Raw genomic sequence first — 20,113 nt, 5'->3', positions numbered from 1 at the left:
AGCGCTATGGGTTATAAATCTGCCCCTTTCACAGGTGGCAACGAGCATCCGGCTCACGAAGACCATCACGATGCAGGGTCGACCACACTGGTCGGCTTCTGGATCTACCTGATGAGCGACTGCGTTCTCTTCTCGGGCCTTTTTGCAACCTATGCCGTTCTGGCGCATCAGTTTGCGGGTGGCCCAACCGGCCGTGAACTGTTTGATCTGTCGTTCGTTCTGACAGAAACCATGATCCTGCTGGCATCGTCGCTGACCTACGGTCTGGCCACGTTGTCGATGTACCGCAACAACCGCGCAGGCGTTTTGTTGTGGCTGGGCGTGACGTTCCTGCTCGGCGCAGCGTTTCTTGTTATGGAAATCTATGAGTTCCATCACCTGATCGTTGAAGGCGCAGGTCCAAGCCGAAGTGCATTCCTTTCGGCCTTCTTTGCGCTGGTCGGAACCCACGGTCTGCATATTACTTCGGGTCTGATCTGGATTCTGGTGCTCTCCGCCCAGCTTCTGCGTGATGGCCTGACTGAAAAGAACCGGACGCGCGTGATGTGCTTGAGCCTCTTCTGGCACTTCCTGGACATCATCTGGATTGGCGTCTTTACCCTTGTCTATCTGCTGGGTGTATTGTGATGAGCTCTGGACACGAAACACATGATCAAGCCGCACATGGCAGCCTGAAGTCCTACCTGATTGGTCTGGCTCTCGCGATCGTTCTCACCATCGTTCCGTTTATGCTGGCGATGAATGGTTACTTCACACCAGCAACGACCGCAGCGATTGTTATCGGTATGGCTGCTGTTCAGATCGTGGTGCATCTGGTTTACTTCCTGCACCTTGATCCGAAGTCGGAAAATGGCTGGAACATTCTGGCGCTCATTTTCACGGTCATTATTCTGGCTATCGTGCTTGCTGGCTCCATCTGGGTCATGCATCACCTCGATACCAATATGATGCCGATGTATATGACACCGGATGATGCGCGTAATCTGCCATAATTGAATTTCAGAAGGCTGGTTCCGGCTGGCCTTCTGATCGCCTGAAACCAGGTCTGACGGCCCGGTTGCGCGACTTTTTTCCTCCCTCTCCCCCTTAAAAGTCGCGTGGCGCCCTGGTTCCCTCCAGGGCGCTTTTATTTTGATATAGTGATGAATAAATTTAGCAGTAAATTTAATTAAAATTTTTTAAAAATGTTAATAAGTGAAATTGTTTGACATAAATCACGTGTAATACGATGTATTGCTTATCCTTATTAAGCACGATTTTAATGTGTATTTGCATTTTTTGGATATTTGGTATAAAGATACGCGCATTAACTTCTTAAATCGTATATTTTAAATTGCGTATTTGGAGAAATGTTAATGTATTTATCTGATTTATTTACGAGCAATAGATTTTTCGGCGCTTTAGTTTTTGTATCCCTATTCCTGATGCCGAGTACCGTCTTTGCAGCACCTGCAACGGTAACTGCGAACGCGAATTTAAGAACTGGTCCCGGGAGTAATTACGAGCGGCTAGCGTCGCTACCGGCGGGTATGGGAGTTGATGCTGGCCCATGTCGCGGTAGTTGGTGTCAAGTTCGTACTAGCTTCTATAGAGGCTGGATATCGTCACGCTTTTTAAGCTTCAGTCGTTATTCTCCTGCGCCAAACTATTCAATGTCGCGTGGCGCTAGGGTTCCTATTGGCGATGGTGTGGAGATTAGACGGCGCCCACCCGCTCGTCCTGGTTATGACCCTTATCAACCGGATCCCGCACCGGGATACGATCCTTATCGTGATTCCGGTCCTTCAACAGTTCCTCCTATTGGTGGAGGTGTGAGGCCCATGAGGTCGCCTGATTAAATGCAGACTGATCGGCTTGGGCTTGGCCATTCCGCTTAGACGCAACCGCAGAATTACGAACATGAATAGCAAGACGAAAGCGAGACGAGCCTTACGTTCTAACGTTTCTGAGATTTTTTTGTCTTCAGGTCATATCCTCCCCGCACAATCATGACCTGAGCCGCGGCCTGCCAGAGTCCCTCCCTCTGGTGGGCCGCATTCATATTGCGAATAAATTTTAGTTTAATCTTGTCCGCTTATTAACGCTCCATTGACTCAATCTATTCAAAATAGGGCATATTTGACTTTAGGGCTTGGATCGCTGTTTGGGTTCGCTGTGAGGGCTTTTGTTAAAGCTGGTCATTGCTCGCAAAGCACGGCATCCGGGCCTGAAATGTCAAAACGCATCGGGTTGAAGCTTGGTCTTCCTACCGCACTATGTTAATCCCTGAATCGTCCTGGGATTTCGGGGGAGGACGAGGCACTGCCCAAGCGGTCGTGAAATTGCAACCGGACAGTATTGTGTATGACTAGGCGTAACAGGACGATACAGGGAAGAAGTTTGATTGTGCTCGCTTTGGCGGTGCAATTTGCTTCGATGACGGTTTCGCCTGCTTTGGCGTTTGAGATTTTTGGGATTCACCTTTGGGGTCAGAAGAAAGAAACTGATCCCGACATTATTGATCCCAAAAGCTACACCGTCGAAGTCACTACTTCTGGCACCCGAAAAAATGCCGACGGTAGCGATGCTGATCTGAAATCTGTAATTGATGGCGCGTCTGGTCTCGTCTCAGATGAAGAAACGCCTGCATCCGGTTCAGCTGGCCTTTTGGCAAAAGCACGCGGTGATTATCGTCGGATTTTGGCCGCTCTTTATGGTGATGGCCGATACGGTGGCACGATATCCATTAAGGTCAATGGGCGGGAGGCAGCGGACATTCCTGCCGATACCGACATTCCAAATAATGCTAAGGTTGATATTTCGGTCGATCCGGGTCCGCAGTTCCTGTTCTCCCGCACGGCTATTTCAAATATCGCGCCGCCATATGCGGATAAACGCAACAAAATTCAAACGCCGGAAGAAGCTGGTTTTGCGCCGGGTGAGGTTGCCCGATCAACCACAATCCTGAAGGCTGAGCGACTAGCGGTTGAGGCATGGCGTCAGCAAGGTTATGCGAAAGCGAAAATCACTGGCGAAGACATTGTTGCCAACCATGATGGCGATACAGTTGCCGCTGATGTCTCGCTCGATCCGGGTCGCAAGGCATTTTATGGGCCGGTCAGCGTCGTTGGCACCGCGCGCATGGACCCGCAATTTGTGGCCTGGATGACCGGCCTTAAGCAAGGCGAGCAATACAGTCCCAAAGATATTGAAGACGCCAAGAAGCGTCTTGGCCGCATGGAAGTTTTCCGTGCGATGAACTTTGAGGAAGCCGATCAAATTGGGCCGGATGGCAGCTTGCCGATGACGCTCAATGTGCAGGAGCGAAAGCCCCGTCGCTTTGGCTTTGGTGCGGAATATTCGACGCTCGACGGTTTCGGTGTGACGGGTTACTGGATGCATCGAAACCTGTTTGGCCGAGGCGAACGTCTGCGTTTTGATGCCAAGGTTAGTGGTGTCGGCGGATCGCAGGATAATTCCTTCGACCCGACAAATTTCACCTATACGCTTGGCACGAGCTTTGCGAAGCCGGGCGTTTATACGCCGGATACGGACTTTGTGGCAGCGCTAGATGCGAAGCGCGAAGTGCTCGACGCCTATACCGAAACTTCGATCAATGCGAAGACTGGCTTCACACAGATTTTCAGCGATGAACTGTCCGGTGCGCTTTATGCCAAGGCAAGCCATGGCCGCTTTGAAGATGACTTTTTTGGAAAGCGCGAGTTCACGACTGGCGGACTTGAAGGCAATCTTCTTTATGATGGCCGTAATAACAAACCTGATCCAACTTCGGGTCTTTATGCAGAAGGCAATGTTCAGCCTTTCTACGAATTTCAGCGCGGCAACTTCGCAACACGCTTCACCGCAGAAGGTCGTGCTTATTACGGCTTTGGCGCAACGGATCGCGTCGTTCTCGCAGGCCGCGTGAAACTCGGTTCCGTGGTGGGTGCGGATATTGCTGACCTTCCTCCGAACCAACTGTTCCTTGCAGGTGGCGGCGGGTCGATCCGTGGCTATTCCTACCGCAGTATCGGTGTCGAAACATCGACCGGAGACACGATTGGCGGGCGCTCGCTGGTTGAAACATCGGGCGAAGTTCGTACACGCGTCACCGATTCCATCGGCGTTGTGGGCTTTGTCGATGCTGGCTATGTCGGCGAACAATCCTATCCTGACTTTTCGGAAGAAATGCGTGTCGGCGCGGGCCTTGGTCTGCGTTATCTGACGGGGCTTGGGCCGATCCGTCTCGATGTCGCTCTTCCGCTTAACCGCCGCTCGGGCGATCCGAGCTATGCATTCTACGTAGGCATAGGACAGGCGTTTTGACCAGATTTCTCGCACTTCTCGCCTTCATCCTTTTCGCAGTACCTGCCGTCGCCCAAGAGCAACAGCAGGAAGAAGAAAAGTCGTATTTCATCTCCTTCGTGGAAAGCAAACTTTCCGCGCCAAACCGTCGTATCCAGTTTTCAGGCCTGAGCGGGCTTCTGTCGTCTGAGGCAAGTGTTGGCCAGATTACCATTGCTGATCGTGAAGGCGTGTGGCTGCGCATTGAAAATGCCAAGCTGAACTGGAGCCGTACGGCGCTGTTCACGGGTCGTCTGAGCATTCAGTCGCTCGTTGCTGAGCGCATTGATTTTATCCGCAAGCCTTTGCCGGATACAGGTCTGCCATCGCCTGAATCGTCGAGTTTCAGCCTGCCGGAACTGCCGCTGTCGATCAATATCGATAGCCTTGATGTGGCACGTCTCAAATTCGGCCCTGATATTTTTGGCCTTCCATCGGAAGTGTCGCTCACGGGTAACTTGTCGCTTGCCGATGGATCGCTGACTTCTGCTTTTGACATTAAACGTCTTGATGGTCCGGGCGGTAATTTTTCGCTGCGTGCGGCCTATGCCAATGCCGATCAGAAGCTCGATCTTGATTTGAAAGTCGCTGAGCCTGCCAATGGTATTGTTGCCAATGTGCTCAATATTGATGGTCGCCCGCCGGTTGATCTGACACTGACTGGCAAGGGCACGTTGGATGATCTTAAGATCGATCTGGCGCTCGATACCAATGGTAGTCGCACACTGACGGGTGGCTTTACACTGCTGCGTCAGGCCGATGGACGCGTGTTTGCGACCCAGATCAATGGTCCTATTGCTGTTCTGGTGCCGCCAGCATTCCGCGATTTCTTTGGCGCTGAAACGGCCCTTTCCGCCAATGGTTTGCTCAAAGATGGCGGTGGTTTCCGTCTCGATGATCTGGCACTCAAGAGTGCTGCGCTCAACGTTAAAGCGTCGGCTGAATCTGGCAATGACGGGTTTTTGAACAAGCTGCGCGTAGACGCAACCATTCAGGATGACAGCAAGGGGCAAGTGCTTCTGCCGGTTAAAGGCGCTGAAACAGCCATCAACAACGCCACATTGCAAATCGCTTACGGCGACCGCCCGACCAATGACTGGACCGGCAAGCTTGCTGTAACTGGATTTAAGAATGCGACTATTTCGGCTTCCAGCATTGCGCTCGACATGGGCGGCGTTGCTGAAAACCTGAACGACGCGGCCAACCGCCGCGTAACATTCGATGTTAAGGGCGGTGTCACCGGAATCGATGCGACCGATGCTAAAGTTGCTGAAGCGCTGGGCGATAAAATTGATCTCGCGATTGCGGGCGGCTGGCGTGCTGGCACTGCTGTCGATCTTACAAAGGCTGCAATTGAAGGCAACGGCCTGAGCCTTGAACTCGCTGGCAAGATTGATGATTTCACATTCAATGGCGATATCGCAGCCAAGGTCGCAAGCCTTGCGCCTTATGCAGCGCTCGCTGACCGCGATCTTGCAGGTAGCATCGATGTGAAGGCATCTGGCACTGTCAGCCCGATCAGCGGTGCGTTCGATCTCAATCTCGACGGCAATGCGCAGAATATGCGCACCGGCACGGAAGCGGTCGATAATATTCTGAATGGCGATGTGAAGCTAAGCGGTGGGATTGCCCGTAGCGCGCAAGGTTTCGCAGCGCGTAATTTCCGCATTGGCAATGAGCTGAGCGAAATCACCGCCAATGGTTCTTTTGCATCCGACAAGGCTGACTTTGATTTCGGTGTGATGCTTTCTGATCTCAAGCTATTGTCCGAAAAAGCTTCGGGCCGCATGACGATCAAGGGAAGTGCGCGTGGTGATGATAAGCTGATTGCCCTGGCATTGCGTGCTGATGCACCACAGGGAACGCTGGCGGATCGCAAGCTCACAGAAGGCGCGCTTGATTTTAACGCGCTGCTTGATGGGAATGCCACAACGGGCGCGTCTTTGTCGGGCAAGCTTGCCGGTAACGCATTCCTCAATGGCCAGAAGATCGATCTTGCTACGCTGATTGACATCGTCAATGATGAGAAACGTCTGACCGACTTAGTGTTCAACGCAGGCGGTGCGCATCTTTCTGGCAATGTTACGCAGAATGCAAAAGGCTTGCTGGCAGGCCAGTTGAAGGTCGATGCACCAGATATTTCCACAGCCGCAGCGCTCTTCCTTGCTGATGCGACTGGTTCTGCAAATGCCGATATTGCGCTTGATGCCAATGGCGAGCGCCAGAACGCAACCGTCAATGCCAAGGCCAATAGCCTTAAAATCAACGGCAATCATATTACATCGGCTGATATTGCGCTCACCGCGCAGGATCTGTTCGGCGTGCCGGTTGTCGATGGTACGGCGAGTGCGCGCGACATTCTGGTTGGCACGTTCGGCATTGATAATTTTGACGCCAAAGCCAATGCAACTGGTACAAAGACCGATTTTACGGCCAGCACCAAACTCAAGATTGGTACGCTTGCCAATGCTTCCGGTTCGCTTGAGCCAAAAGATGGTGGCTTTGAACTGGCACTTGCATCTGCAGACGTGAAGCAAGGAAACCTCGCGGCAACGCTTGCCGCACCTGCAACCATTGCCATGAAAGGCAGCGACATTTCCTTTGGCGATATTATTGTCAATACGGGTGACGGACAGGTGAAGGTCAATGGTGCGGTTGGCGATAGGCTCGATCTTTCGGTCGCACTCTCCAATCTGCCGCTGGCACTTGCCAATACGTTCAAGCCTGAGCTCGGGCTTGGCGGCACGCTCAACGGTACGGCACGCGTTACAGGCACCAAAGATAATCCGAACGCGGCATTTGACATCACTGCGCGTGGCGTGACTGCTGCCGAACTGAAAAATCAGGGCATTGCGCCGCTTGATGCGGATGCCAAAGGTACCTCGGATAACAATCGTCTCAATGTCGATGCGCGTGTTACCGGTGGTGGCGGTATTGATGTGAGCGCCAAGGGGGCTGTTCCGCTTGGTAAAGGCGATCTGGCCGTTGATGTTAACCTCGCCAATCTGCCACTGACTGCATTGAACGGCGCGGTCAAAGGTCAGGATCTGGCCGGAAATGTCACTGGTACTGCGCGTGTGACTGGCCCGCTGACCAATCCAGCTGCGCAGTTTAATCTGCGTGGAACAGGTCTTGCTGCCAAGCCTCTGCGTGACAACGGCCTTGCGCCAATAAGCTTGCAAACGGCTGGCAATTACGCAGCAAAGACTGTCGATATTTCGTCGCTGACGCTTGAAGGTCCACAGGGTCTCAATGTCACGGCAAATGGCAAAGTTCCGCTTTCGGGGCAGGGCCTTGGTGTGAATGTTTCGGGCAGTGTTCCGCTGGCTCTCGCCAACCGCTTCCTTGCTGATCGTGGTTCACAGGCAAGCGGCACGCTGTCGCTGACCGCAAGCGTTTCAGGTGGTTTCGACAAGCCGCAGCTGCGTGGCATGTTCTCGACGTCGGGTGCACAGTTCATTGATCCTGAAACAAACCTTCGCCTGAACAATATCAATGTCATGGGCGCGATGGAGGGTGAAACCATCACGTTGCGTCAAGTCAATGCAGCGTTGGGGGGCGGCGGTTCTGTTTCCGCGACTGGCACGATATCGACCAATGCGGCTGCCAATTTTCCCGCGAATATCGATATCAAGCTCGATAATGCGCGCTATGCAGATGGCAAACTGGTAGCAGCAACCGTCAATGGTGGCATTTCCATCACCGGCCCGCTCATGCGTGATCCGTTGATTGCTGGTCGTATTGATGTCGAACGTGCGGAAATCACTGTTCCGGAAAATCTGGGCGGTGGCGCGACCTATGTTCCGGTAACGCATATCCATACGCCAAAAAATGTGCTGACAACACTTGAACGCGCCAAGGTCGAAACGCGCAGGGGCAAAGTGCCGACGCCAACCTCGCGTCCAACCGTTCCGCGCCTTGATATTCTTGTTAATGCGCCGAACCAGATTTTTGTGCGTGGTCGTGGTCTTGATACGGAATTGGGCGGGCGTGTGCGTCTCACCGGCCCTGTCACCAATATCCAGCCGGTTGGTTCGTTTGACCTGATCCGTGGCCGCATCAGCATCCTTGGTCAGCGTATTACCTTTGACGAAGGCAGTGTCACGCTTGTTGGCGATCTCAACCCGCAGATCAATTTCGTGGCCCGCAGTGAAGGTGACAATATCACTGCAATTGTGACGGTGACGGGAACGGTCGATAATCTCAATATCGTTTTCTCATCATCGCCGGAACTTCCACAGGACGAAGTGCTTGCGCAGTTGATCTTCAAGCGCTCCATTGGCGAATTGTCAGCCTTCCAGATCGCGCAGCTTGCAGCAGCCGCTGCGGAGCTTGCTGGCGGCTCCAACAATTCGCTCATGAGCAAATTACGTCAGGGAACGGGGCTGGATGACATTGATGTCGTAACAGACAGCAAGGGCCAGACCAGTGTGAGGGCAGGGCGCTATATTCGGGATAATATTTATCTCGGCGTTGAAGCCGGTGCAGCTGGCGCGACGAAAGGCACTGTCAATCTCGATATTTCGCGAAACCTGAAGATTAAGGGTGCGGTTGGATCAGATGGGGATTCCAGTGCCGGTATCTTCTACGAAAAAGACTATTGATCCATCATTCAGTTGAAATTTGAAAGGCCGGGGCAATCCCGGCCTTTGTTTTATCTATGGCACGGTAACCAATTTTCTTAACGTTTGCGCGAGCTATTTAACGCTTCCTCAACCATAAGGACGCAAATTGTCAAAATGATCAGAAGGCATTTTGCCAGTTGTTTTGAGTTAGGCGATTTGTATGTCTAAGTTGACTGAGAAATTAAGCCGCCGCCATTTTCTGCTTGGCACAGGTGCCGCTATGCTGGGCGGCGTTGCGGGCTGTTCGCAAACCATGGACATGTCGGCGTTTCAGATGAATCTGGACCCGATGTCGACGGGTGGCATTACGCCGATGCGTCCGCAAATCAGCGTCGATAAGAATATCACGACGCCGGATGTTATGTATGCTGCGGTGCAGGAAGGCCAATATGCGCTGCCTGCCATTCCGTATCAAAAGGTGCCGAAAGAGTTCCGCCGTCAGATCGTGCCAGATCCGACAGGGCAGGCACCTGGAACAATCGTTGTCAGCACAAAAGACCATTTCCTTTATTATGTCCTGCCGGGCGGTGAAGCGCTGCGCTATGGCGTGGGCATCGGCAAGGCGGGCTTTGAATGGCAGGGCCGTGCGAATGTGCAGTATAAGAAGCAATGGCCGCGCTGGACGCCTCCGCCGGAAATGATCCAGCGCCGACCTGATCTTGAAAAATACCGCAACGGTCAGGAACCGGGTCCGCAGAACCCGCTGGGTGCGCGTGCGCTCTATATTTTCCAGAATGGTCGCGACACGGGTTATCGTATTCACGGCTCACCGGAGTGGTGGTCGATTGGGCAGTCGATGTCGTCGGGCTGTATCCGCCTGATGAATCAGGACATTATTGATCTCTATAATCGTGTTCAGGGACAGGCGCCGATCATCGTTGGATGATCGGTTCGCCCATCGGCCTAAACAAAAAGAGCGCGTGCATTTCGTAATGCACGCGCTCTTGTTTTTACCGGACTGACTGGAGGCGTTTCGGCCGGCTAATAGCTAAAGAATTTATTCGTAGTGAACTGGTTTAGCCGCATTGTCAGCAAAAGCGACAAGGCGGGATAGCTCAAGTTTCATGCTGTCCACTGATGCATGAAGCGTAGCAGGTGCAGTGGCATCCTGTGCCATCTGGGTCGATACTGCTGGCATTGCAAAGGCTGATGCGGTGAGTGCAATCGCTGCTACAAAGCCGAGGCGTCGTTCTGTTCTGGCCTGCATTTTCGTTCTCCTCGTGCCGCTTTTCGCGGCCTCAATCTGAATTGGTTTTCGTGCTGCGTTTTCAGCTCAGTGAAAAGTCGCGCGACGGGATATGTTCAAAGCACTGTCGATTGCATGGATGGGTATTGGCAGCAAAGTCTGTCCGAAATCCGCCAATGTCTCGGCGAAACTACGTGCAGCATCGGCCACATCATGGCTGCGACGCTTACATGCAATCGCCTCAAGACAGGTATCGAGCAACAAGCCATCCTGATTCTGGATGCCGGATATCAGACCGAGCGTCAGACACTCTTCGCGGCAGACATGGTGTGAATCGAATGGAAAGGCGCGCAGCTGGCAGCTCGCGCAATGGTGCAGCACACGAATGAACTGGGACAGTTCGCCCACGGCCCGCTTTGCTTCTGATGCGCCAAGCAATTCCGAATAGAGGCCCCAGGTCATTTCCCAGGGAATGATCGATCCGGTCTCAAAACCGGCGGTCCAGCGGCGATAGCCTTCAAGCACCAGCTTCTCAGGCAGGCGGTCATAATAGCCGACGCTGTTGGTGCCATTCAGCTCAGAAATACGCATATTCATGTGCGCCTCCATTCAGAGGTGCGAACACGTGCGCAGTCTTGCTGCTTTGATTTCACGAGGCGTTCTGTTTCCCCTCGCGCATTACAATATCCGGTCGGCAAAAGATGCAACTGCCACGGCAATCCATCAACATTTGCGGACCGGCACTCACTGAGACCGATCATCTGGTCCTCCAATCGAACGGGTTCAAGGCCCAAACATCAAAGGTTAAGTAAAATAATTACGCTTCATAAAAGCTGCAAATTGATCTGGAGTCAATTAGTCAGCTTTTAAAAAGCAGAATTATTTCAATAAATTAGAATTATTCTATACTATTACATTCATGTTTATAGCTATAAACGAAGAACGCAACCGCTACAACGGGGTAGCGGTTGCGGCAAACGGGCGCATAATGCTGTAAGGAGAGAAACGCGTTAGCGCCCTTTACCCTAACATTAATGGTTGGAATGATCTTCCGACTTACCGCTTTGCGGGGTCACAGGGAATTCCAGATCAACTTTTCCAGCCTTCTCGAACTCCAGCGTAGCGGAAACCTTGTCGCCTTCCTTGTACGGATGGTCTGGCTGGATGAACATCAGGTGGTAGCCACCGGATTTTAGCTCAACAGTTTCACCGGCAGGAATATCCAGACCATTTTCAAGCTTGCGCATCTTCATGACCTGATTGTCCATGGTCATTTCATGGATTTCAACGCGCTTAACGCCAGTCGTTGTGACGCTGACCAGCTTGTCAGCTGCTTTGCCGTCGTTCTTGATCGTAAGGAAACCGCCAGCAACCTTGGCACCCGGAACCATTGCACGGATGGAAGGGCCGCTGATGCTCAGATCGCCCGCTTTGGTTGGAGCCATGGCGTGATTGCCATGCGAGCCATGTCCGGAGTGATCATCTGACGCGGCAGCCACGAGAACGCGAAGCTGCGGGGCAGGGCTTTTCAGGTCGTGTGGGTTCTGGCCGTCCGCTGCAATTTCAGTCCATGCAACGGAATCATCCGTGCCGCAATATTGGGTCACCGGGAAGGACAGCGTTGTGTCCTTGTCAAACTTGGCAAGCTGACCAACGACCACGAATTCATCATAGAAATCGCTTGGCAATTCGCCTTCGCTGAACGTGACTTGCTTGACGCCGGAGGTCACATCTTTGCCATGGACTTTGTAGCTCTGTGCGTAATCACCCTTGGCGGTTTCTATTTTCCAACCGGCTTTTGCCTGTGGCTGGGCCGCGATAAAGCCTTCTGGAAGTTCAATTTTTACCGAAGTCGTGGCTTTGCCGTCGCAACCATGCGGAATGCGCACAACAGCTTTATAGCGGCTCCCTGCCGTGGCTTCGCTCCGGTCAAGCGATGAGTGGGCGTTTGCCATGCCTGCGGAAGCGCAAAGGGCAAAGAGCGAAATGGCAGATGTCAAAAGACGAGCATTTTTCATTGTAAAGAACCTGAATAATCATGTGTCGGGACGCAGCTTTTCTAAGCGCGTGCAGGAAAAGACTGATTTCAGGCGAAAGGCGGCGCTTGTGGCGGCGCTTGAGGCGGATAAGTCTGCTGCCTCAGAACTGGTTCTGATGGCGTGATAATATCAGCCGTTGCAATATTGATTGTGGCTCCTGTCGATGGAGCAGGCGCAGGACACAGAAACGCTGATGAAATGCGGCAGGCATCGCAAACAGTGTTGTTGTGCAAATGCTGATCATCCTCATGACCGTCAATATCGACTGCATGATCGGTGATACAAAGCACGGGATAGCTGCCATCAGGCAACACATATTGTGCGAGCAGAAATTGTTCTGGAGAAGCGAGCGCGACTGGCTTGTGTCCGAACGCGACAAGCATCAACGCCAATACGCTCAAGATGCGTATTGCCAATGTTGCCCGTAACTGGACTGTGCGCCTATTCAATCCGAGTGCTCCTTCAGGATTGACCTTATCTATTCCAAGGCAACCGTCTTTGCCAAGCGTCAAATAGAAGCTGATTTGTTAGTAGGCGAGCGGCGATTTGATAAACTGCTCGCCTGATGTGCCTTACTGATAGCGTCCGCCGCGCTGAATGACTTCGATCTTGTAGCCATCTGGATCTTCGACAAAGAAGAAGCGCGCGACCAGCGCGTCACCATTTTTGAAGTCTACCAGCTTGCCGACCTTAAAGCCGAGCTCACTGAAGCGGGCATGTTCGGCGCCCAGATCATCAACCACGAAAGCCAGGTGACCGTAGCCATCGCCAAGATTATAAGGATCGGTGCGACCTTTGTTCACGGTCAACTCAACTTCGAAGTCCGCTTCGTCATTGCGCAAATAAACAAGCGTAAAGCTTTCAAAGTCGATGCGTTCAGCAATTTTCAAACCAAAAGCATGGCCGTAGAAGGAAACGGAACGCTCCTCATCAAGAACGCGTATCATCGTGTGGATGGCTTTGGCCATTATGTCACCTGTCTCTATAAAACTCTTTGCTTGGTTCTATTGGCCTTTTGGCTAAAACTGGCTTATCTCAAGACATGCAAAGCGGGCAAGCGCAATGCGTGTTGCAGACGAGGGCTTGCCGCAGACGAGGTTGGAATAATGTCAGGCGTAACGCGTGAACAGGTTCTGGAGCGGCTGAAGGCCGTAACAGGACCAGATTTCGAAAGCGATGTCGTGTCGCTCGGTCTGGTGTCGGATATTTTCATTGCCGACGGCAAGGTTTTCTTTTCCATCACGGTTCCTGCGGATCGCGCAAACGGGCTTGAGCCGATGCGGCTGGCTGCGGAAAAAGCGGTTAAGGAAATACCGGGCGTGTCCGGCGCGCTGGTCACACTGACTGCTGAGAAGAAAGGCGGTCGCACAAGTGACGACGCCCCGCCCCCGCCAAAGCCACAGCCGCGCCCTGCACAGGCTGCGGCACCACAACCGCGTCCGGCTGCGAAACCGGGGGTTCCGGGCGTCGGCGCAATCATTGCAGTTGCATCGGGGAAGGGTGGCGTCGGCAAATCCACGACGGCGGTTAATCTGGCGCTCGGTATGGTGGCGAATGGCCTGAAGGTCGGTATCCTTGATGCCGATATTTATGGCCCATCGATGCCGCGCTTGCTTGGTCTTTCTGGCCGCCCGGAAACGGTGGAAGGACGCACCTTGAAGCCGATGGAAAATTATGGCGTTAAGGTCATGTCCATGGGCTTCATGGTTGAAGAAGACACGCCGATGATCTGGCGCGGCCCGATGGTGATTTCTGCGCTGACACAGATGCTGCGCGAAGTGGCATGGGGCAATCTTGATGTTCTGGTTGTCGATATGCCTCCCGGTACGGGTGACGCGCAGCTCACCATGGCGCAGCAGGTGCCACTCGCGGGTGCTGTGGTCGTTTCAACGCCGCAGGATCTGGCGCTGATTGATGCGCGCAAGGGCCTCAATATGTTCCGCAAGGTCGATGTGCCACTTTTGGGCATTGTCGAAAACATGAGCTATTTCATCGCGCCCGATACCGGCAAACGCTATGATATTTTTGGTCATGGTGGCGCACGCAAGGAAGCGGAGCGTCTCAATGTGCCGTTCCTAGGCGAAGTGCCGCTGCATATGGATGTGCGCGCGCATTCAGACAACGGAACGCCGATTACCGCGGTCGAACCGGATAGCGAACACGCGAAAATCTATCGCGATATTGCCGCTAAGGTTTGGGAAAACATGAAGTCTGGCGCAGGCGCGGGAAAACCGGCTCCGGCTATTGTTTTCGAGTAGTTTAAAAAAGAAAAGGGCCCGTGAGGGCCCATTTCATTATGTGATGACGCTTGGCTCAGTTCGTCCGCTGCGCTTTTTGACCTCAGAAATTTGCTCGGCAGCATCAATCAGCGCTGCCAACGTTTCCTGCGTATCGAGATTATGCTTGGCCTGATCTGCTTCATAACGCTCGATATAAATGCGGATCGTCGCGCCAGATGTACCTGTTCCGGACAGACGCAGAACCACGCGCGCACTGCCTTCAAAATAGATGCGGATGCCCTGATGTTCGCTCACCGAATGATCAATCGGATCATGATAAGCAAAATCATCGGCCTTTTCGATTTTCAAACCATTGACGCTGGTGCCCGGCAGACTTGCAAGCTTACCGCGTAAATCAGCAACGAGCTTCTTTGCAATGTCGGAATCAACCGCTTCATAATCGTGGCGGGTGTAATAGTTACGACCAAAGCGCGCCCAATGTTCTTCGACAATGTCCTTCACGCTTTCTTTGCGCACCGCGAGAATGTTGAGCCAGAGTAGAACAGCCCACAATCCATCTTTTTCACGCACATGGTCGGAGCCGGTGCCGGAGCTTTCTTCGCCGCAGATCGTAACCTTGCCATGATCGAGCAGATTTCCGAAGAACTTCCAGCCGGTCGGCGTCTCATACATGCCGATGCCAAGCTTCTCTGCGACGCGGTCGGCTGCGGCACTGGTTGGCATGGAGCGGGCGATGCCCTTAATGCCGTCCTTATAGCCGGGTGCCAGATGCGCATTGGCGGCAAGCATGGCGAGCGAATCGGATGGAGTTACGAAAATGCCGCGTCCGATAATGAGATTTCGGTCGCCATCACCGTCTGACGCCGCTCCAAAATCTGGCGCATTATCTGACATCAGCAGATCATAGAGCTCTTTGGCATAAACGAGGTTCGGGTCGGGATGATGCCCGCCAAAATCTGGCAGCGGCACAAAATTCATCACGCTGCCTTCCGGCGCACCCAGACGGCGTTCAAAAATTTCTTTGGCATAAGGGCCGGTAACGGCATGCATAGCATCAAATTTTAGCGCAAAGCCTTGGCTGATCATGGCGCGGATCGCTTCGAAATCGAACAGGCTTTCCATCAACTCAGTATAGTCTGCTACCGGATCAAAAATCACAATTTCGGTGTCGTCAATCTTGGCGGTTCCGAGCGTGTTGAGGTCAACATCCGCAGCCTCAATAATCTTGTACTGATCAATCACCTTGGAGCGCGCATAGATTGCCTCGGTAATCTTTTCAGGTGCCGGGCCACCATTCCCGATATTATACTTGATGCCAAAATCTTCGGTCGGACCACCAGGATTGTGGCTTGCTGACAGGATGAGGCCACCGAAAGCTTTGTACTTCCGGATCATGTTGGAAGCGGCAGGCGTGGACAGAATGCCACCCTGACCAACCATGATGCGACCAAAGCCATTGGCGGCTGCGATCTTGATGACCTTCTGGATTACTTCGCGATTATAGAAGCGTCCGTCGCCGCCCACCACGAGGGTCTTACCCCCGAAACCGTCCAGCACATCGAAAACCGACTGGATGAAGTTTTCGGCATAATTGGGCTGCTGGAAAACCGGCACTTTCTTGCGCAAGCCTGATGTGCCGGGCTGCTGATCCTGAAAGGGCGTGGTGGCAACTGTCTTGACGGTCATATTTTTCCCGTTCGATTCAATGATTTGGTGTAGCAGTGATCAGTCTTTGCGCTCATTGCAAGACAAGATAGATCAAACTTATTGTTTGAAAATAACAAACTGTGTGCTGTTGTGCAGAAACAGTTCTGTTTTTCATTCCGGATGACCTCATATGAAGCCTTTCCAAGCGGAAAGCCTGCCCGCCGAAATTCTTTCAAAGCTTTCTCATATGGATGGTCGATTGATCGTTGCAATTGCGGGTCCGCCCGGTGCTGGCAAATCCACCATCTCGGAATATCTCCGCGATGCGATCAATCAGGGCGAGTCAGGACCAGCTGTCATCGTGCCGATGGATGGCTTTCATCTCGATAATGCGATTCTTGATGAGCGCGGCCTACGTAGCCGCAAAGGATCTCCACCGACGTTTGATTGCGCAGGCTTTGCCACACTTCTTGAGCGTCTCAAAAATACATCGGAGGATGTAGTTATTCCGGTTTTCGACCGCACGCTTGATCTTGCACGTGCCGGTGCGTCTGTCGTGCATGACGATCATCGCATATTGCTGGTCGAGGGCAATTATCTGCTTCTCAATCAGGAGCCATGGACAAGGCTCGCGCCATTTTTCGATATGACGATCTTTCTCGATGTTCCTTTGGACGAGCTTGAACGTCGGCTTATTCAGCGCTGGCTTGAGCATGGGCATACGCCCGATGCCGCACGCGAACGCGCACTTTCCAACGATATTCCTAACGCCGAACTTGTAGTCTCATCTTCACGCGATGCTAATTACGTTGTCAAAACGGCATAGTGCATGACGGAAAATTGCACGGGCAAGACTTGCAGGTGGTGATTCCTGCCTGCATGATAAAAACCTCATACATATCTCACGGGATCAGCTTTTTATGACAAATTATGTTTTTCAGCCTTCGCCGCAGCCTTACGTGCCGGTTAAGGGAACAGAAGCGCGTTTTCCTGTGCACCGCATTTACTGTGTCGGTCAAAACTATGCTGATCACGCTATTGAAATGGGTGGTGATCCTACTCGCAATCCGCCATTTTTCTTCCAGAAAAACCCGGATAATCTGGTGATTGATAGTGGTGATTTTCCTTATCCGCCCAAGACCGAAGATGTGCATCACGAGATTGAACTGGTGGTCGCATTGAAAACGGGCGGCAAGGATATTGCGGTTGAAACAGCGCTCGATCATGTCTTTGGCTATGCAGTTGGCATCGACATGACGCGTCGCGATTTGCAGGCCGTGGCCAAAAAAGCCGGTCGTCCGTGGGAAGTGGCAAAAGCGTTTGAACACTCCGCACCATGCTCGGCCATCGTGCTGGTATCGGAAATCGGCCATCCCGAATCGGCTGAGATTTCGCTCAAAATCAACGGTGAGACCCGCCAGTCGGGTAATCTCAATCAGATGATCTGGAAGATTGCCGAGACGGTTTCCTATCTTTCGTCGCTGTTTGCGCTGCAACCCGGTGATCTTATCTACACTGGCACACCAGCCGGTGTTGGCGCGGTTCAGCGTGGTGATGTGCTGGAGGGTAATGTGGACGGTGTCGGCTCCATTTCCGTCAAGGTCGTCTGATTTATTTGAAAGACGCTTAAACTCTGGAGGAACAATGAGCACATATCTTCCGACTGACGTTCATGATGCCCTTGAGCGCTTCATCAACGAGACGCATCCGGGCATCAATCAGACCGAGGCAATTATTCTGATTCTGCGAAAAGCACTTGTGCATCAAGGTTATCTTGCAGCTGAGCCAGAACATGGTACACCGCCTGAAGAATTGAACGCCACAAATGACGATTGATGATGAATAAGATTCCACCTGAGGGAGCGCGCCATAAGGCCGCTCTCGGTCGCCGCCTGTTACTTCTGACGATTCTGGCGATTGTGCTGACTGTAGCACTGATCTGGATGAGCATTTATCTGTTCAATCCCGATGGCAGCATTGACTTCGAGGATCTTGGAATTTTTGCGCATGAATTCAATGCGATAGACACAATGTTGCCCCGGATTTTATGATCCGGAAAACGGCTCTGTTACGCGTTGAAATATTCATTTTGACGCCTCTATGATTTTCAGGGCTTCCGCTTTGCTCATTTAGCGTGGTACATCACTGTCATCGATTGAAAGAATATTGACTGAACCGGGCCGCATTTGCGCCTGTTAAGCCAAGAGGATCTTATGGCATTCGAGGACATCAAGGCAGAGATCGCTCTGCTGTTTGAGCAGATGGTAAACCAGCCGCAGGACGTTCACGAAGTTCGTGAAATCGTTCGCGAAAAGCTCAATACGCTTAAAGCAACAGGTATGCCTCTGCCAGAAGATCTGGTTGAACTCGAAAAACGCATCGAACAAGATTTCGATTCATAGGATCGGTTGATCATGCGATTTCAGTTTTTTTCAAAGCCATTCGTTCTTCCACTATTTAAAGGCGCGCTGCTGTTTGGTTGCGCTTTTGCATTGAGTGCCTGCAACACGACGAGCGATGGTAAGCCTGCAAAAACTGCACTGATCACACCAACTGAAAATTCCGCTACGGCTACGACTGTTGCTGCAACAACCGCAACCGGCGACGCTATAACGCCAGCCGCGGGTACTACCGCTGTTGCGGATGCAAATGCCGCTCCGGGCACGGAGACTGTTGCATCTCTTGAAAATCCTGTGCTTCCATCGGTTGTGCCAATTCCGGGTGTGCGCGGACAGTCCGAGCCGATGCTTGCCTTTGCTGGCGCACAGGCCGCAGCTTCGCCCGCGTCTCTTGCCACCAATATGGCGTTTGAAACGCCGGACCATGCACCGGAAGGTCTCGACGACCTGATCACCAAATATTCAGTTGCCTATGATGTGCCGGAACGTCTGGTGCGTCGCGTCGTGCATCGCGAAAGCCGCTTTAATCCCGGTGCGCGCAACGGCCCTTACTGGGGTCTGATGCAGATCAGCCATCCGACCGCGCGCGGCATGGGTTATAAGGGCAACCCCAAGGGTCTGCTCGATGCCGAGACGAACCTGAAATATGCCGTTCGTTATTTGTCGGGTGCCTATAAGGTCGCAGGCGGTGATGAAAGTCAGGCAGTCCGTTTTTATGCGCGTGGCTATTATTACGATGCCAAGCGTAAGGGTCTGTTGCAGGAAACTGGTCTCGACGGAAGCCTTAAGCGCAATGGTCCGACTGTTGAAGCAGCCGCAACTTCAGTTGAGCCAGCAGTTCTTCCGCAAGGTGACGCTGTTCCATTGCCGGGCGTTGCACCCATTCAGGCGTCTTTCGCACCTGCTGCGCAGTAAGAAGCCAAACGACACTCTGTCATCTTGACGCTGCAATCCAATGTCATCACAAGCTTCGTTTGTGAATATGGAAAAGCGTGATGGATATAAAACTCCCATATCCTATTAAATGGAAGTATGATCGTGCCGAACTTTGGGCAGATGGCGTCATCCATATATTGGGTGTTTCGCTGGCACTTGGCGGCGCGATTGCCATGCTTTTCTATTTTCTACCCAATATGACGGTAACGACGTCCATCGCTTCGGGTGTCTATCTTGCAAGCCTGCTGGCAGCGCTTGGAATTTCTGCCGTCTATAATATCTGGCCAGTTTCGCCGACCAAATGGTTTTTGCGCCGCTTCGATCACTCAGCGATTTACCTGCTGATTGCTGGCACCTACACGCCTTTCGCAGTCCATATGGGTGATCGGGCTTTGCCGCTGCTTCTCTTTGTCTGGAGCGTGGCTTTTGTCGGCATTATGCTCAAACTCTTCATGCCGGGTCGTTTCGACCGGTTGTCGATCCTGCTTTATCTGGCGCTCGGCTGGAGTGGCGTGATGGTCTATGACACCATGGTGCAATCGCTGCCGCCGGCTGTGTTCTGGCTGATTGCCGCGGGTGGCATGGTTTACTCGCTCGGCGTAATTTTCCATGTCTGGGAGCGGTTGCGATTTCAGAATGCAATCTGGCACGGCTTTGTCGTGGTTGGCGCAGCACTGCATTATTGCGCAGTTTTCGTCGTCGGAACGTGAAGTTGAGG

The 20,113-nt window shown here is 52.6% G+C and carries 20 protein-coding genes; 14 read left to right on the top strand and 6 right to left on the bottom strand.

Annotated elements, in window-relative coordinates; all coding sequences use genetic code 11:
- The first annotated feature begins 6 nt into the window (after window positions 1-6).
- The 6 genes from cyoC (at window position 7) to ACOZHT_RS04725 (ending at window position 9,834) form a co-directional block, all read left to right on the top strand.
- The gene (gene cyoC, locus ACOZHT_RS04750) at window positions 7-627 is read left to right on the top strand and encodes a cytochrome o ubiquinol oxidase subunit III (protein ID WP_421565396.1); all 621 of its coding nucleotides are present in this window, start codon (window positions 7-9) and stop codon (window positions 625-627) included.
- Window positions 627-992 (top strand): cytochrome o ubiquinol oxidase subunit IV, encoded by a 366-nt coding sequence (cyoD, locus tag ACOZHT_RS04745; protein WP_310012700.1) that lies wholly within the window; start codon window positions 627-629, stop codon window positions 990-992. Before cyoC ends, cyoD begins: the two co-directional genes overlap by 1 nt.
- A gap of 357 nt (window positions 993-1,349) precedes the next feature.
- Complete coding sequence (locus tag ACOZHT_RS04740) at window positions 1,350-1,838, top strand: SH3 domain-containing protein (RefSeq protein ID WP_421565352.1); 489 nt, start codon at window positions 1,350-1,352, stop codon at window positions 1,836-1,838.
- Window positions 1,839-2,385: 547 nt separating this feature from the next.
- Window positions 2,386-4,305: an autotransporter assembly complex family protein gene (locus tag ACOZHT_RS04735; protein ID WP_339509514.1), complete on the top strand. Its 1,920-nt coding sequence runs from the start codon at window positions 2,386-2,388 to the stop codon at window positions 4,303-4,305.
- On the top strand, window positions 4,302-8,927 hold the full coding sequence (locus ACOZHT_RS04730; protein ID WP_339509235.1) for a translocation/assembly module TamB domain-containing protein: 4,626 nt from the start codon (window positions 4,302-4,304) through the stop codon (window positions 8,925-8,927). The genes ACOZHT_RS04735 and ACOZHT_RS04730 overlap by 4 nt, the downstream gene beginning before the upstream one ends.
- 181 nt (window positions 8,928-9,108) lie before the next feature.
- Window positions 9,109-9,834 (top strand): L,D-transpeptidase, encoded by a 726-nt coding sequence (locus ACOZHT_RS04725; RefSeq protein WP_310012691.1) that lies wholly within the window; start codon window positions 9,109-9,111, stop codon window positions 9,832-9,834.
- Between the two features lie 111 nt (window positions 9,835-9,945).
- On the opposite strand, the gene ACOZHT_RS04720 is transcribed toward ACOZHT_RS04725, so the two are convergent.
- The 5 genes from ACOZHT_RS04720 to ACOZHT_RS04700 form a co-directional block, all read right to left on the bottom strand.
- A complete protein-coding gene (locus ACOZHT_RS04720) occupies window positions 9,946-10,155 on the bottom strand; it encodes a hypothetical protein (RefSeq protein WP_339509236.1) in 210 nt (69 codons plus the stop codon).
- A 66-nt stretch (window positions 10,156-10,221) separates the two neighbouring features.
- A complete protein-coding gene (locus ACOZHT_RS04715) occupies window positions 10,222-10,731 on the bottom strand; it encodes a hypothetical protein (RefSeq protein WP_339509237.1) in 510 nt (169 codons plus the stop codon).
- A gap of 434 nt (window positions 10,732-11,165) precedes the next feature.
- Window positions 11,166-12,152, bottom strand: coding sequence for a DUF1775 domain-containing protein (locus ACOZHT_RS04710; protein ID WP_339509238.1), 987 nt, complete (start codon window positions 12,150-12,152; stop codon window positions 11,166-11,168).
- Between the two features lie 68 nt (window positions 12,153-12,220).
- Complete coding sequence (locus ACOZHT_RS04705) at window positions 12,221-12,556, bottom strand: hypothetical protein (RefSeq protein WP_339509515.1); 336 nt, start codon at window positions 12,554-12,556, stop codon at window positions 12,221-12,223.
- Between the two features lie 189 nt (window positions 12,557-12,745).
- Window positions 12,746-13,141 (bottom strand): VOC family protein, encoded by a 396-nt coding sequence (locus ACOZHT_RS04700; protein WP_339509239.1) that lies wholly within the window; start codon window positions 13,139-13,141, stop codon window positions 12,746-12,748.
- 138 nt (window positions 13,142-13,279) lie between these two features.
- Here ACOZHT_RS04700 and ACOZHT_RS04695 point away from each other — a divergent pair, with 138 nt between their 5' ends.
- Entirely contained in the window at window positions 13,280-14,431 is a 1,152-nt protein-coding gene (locus ACOZHT_RS04695) for an Mrp/NBP35 family ATP-binding protein (RefSeq protein WP_339509240.1), read from the top strand.
- Between the two features lie 36 nt (window positions 14,432-14,467).
- Here the strand turns inward: ACOZHT_RS04695 and ACOZHT_RS04690 are convergent, their stop codons facing one another.
- Entirely contained in the window at window positions 14,468-16,099 is a 1,632-nt protein-coding gene (locus ACOZHT_RS04690) for an alpha-D-glucose phosphate-specific phosphoglucomutase (RefSeq protein WP_339509242.1), read from the bottom strand.
- A 151-nt stretch (window positions 16,100-16,250) separates the two neighbouring features.
- On the opposite strand from ACOZHT_RS04690, the gene ACOZHT_RS04685 reads away from it, so the two are divergent.
- From ACOZHT_RS04685 to trhA, 7 genes are all read left to right on the top strand, one after another.
- Window positions 16,251-16,886 (top strand): nucleoside/nucleotide kinase family protein, encoded by a 636-nt coding sequence (locus tag ACOZHT_RS04685; protein WP_339509243.1) that lies wholly within the window; start codon window positions 16,251-16,253, stop codon window positions 16,884-16,886.
- 94 nt (window positions 16,887-16,980) lie between these two features.
- Window positions 16,981-17,670, top strand: a complete 690-nt coding sequence (locus ACOZHT_RS04680) for a fumarylacetoacetate hydrolase family protein (protein ID WP_339509245.1) — start codon at window positions 16,981-16,983, stop codon at window positions 17,668-17,670.
- 34 nt (window positions 17,671-17,704) lie between these two features.
- Window positions 17,705-17,896 (top strand): hypothetical protein, encoded by a 192-nt coding sequence (locus ACOZHT_RS04675; RefSeq protein WP_339509247.1) that lies wholly within the window; start codon window positions 17,705-17,707, stop codon window positions 17,894-17,896.
- Window positions 17,897-17,898: 2 nt separating this feature from the next.
- The gene (locus tag ACOZHT_RS04670) at window positions 17,899-18,111 is read left to right on the top strand and encodes a hypothetical protein (RefSeq protein WP_339509516.1); all 213 of its coding nucleotides are present in this window, start codon (window positions 17,899-17,901) and stop codon (window positions 18,109-18,111) included.
- A gap of 162 nt (window positions 18,112-18,273) precedes the next feature.
- The gene (locus tag ACOZHT_RS04665; protein WP_187543572.1) at window positions 18,274-18,462 is read left to right on the top strand and encodes a hypothetical protein; all 189 of its coding nucleotides are present in this window, start codon (window positions 18,274-18,276) and stop codon (window positions 18,460-18,462) included.
- Window positions 18,463-18,474: 12 nt separating this feature from the next.
- Window positions 18,475-19,374, top strand: a complete 900-nt coding sequence (locus tag ACOZHT_RS04660; protein WP_421565351.1) for a transglycosylase SLT domain-containing protein — start codon at window positions 18,475-18,477, stop codon at window positions 19,372-19,374.
- A gap of 80 nt (window positions 19,375-19,454) precedes the next feature.
- Window positions 19,455-20,105, top strand: coding sequence for a PAQR family membrane homeostasis protein TrhA (trhA, locus tag ACOZHT_RS04655; RefSeq protein ID WP_339509249.1), 651 nt, complete (start codon window positions 19,455-19,457; stop codon window positions 20,103-20,105).
- Window positions 20,106-20,113: the final 8 nt, after the last annotated feature.

This window comes from Ochrobactrum sp. EDr1-4, assembly GCF_049199085.1.
Taxonomy (GTDB): Bacteria; Pseudomonadota; Alphaproteobacteria; order Rhizobiales; family Rhizobiaceae; genus Brucella.
Note: the sequence above shows the minus strand (reverse complement) of the source record. Positions and strands in the feature narration are given on the sequence as shown.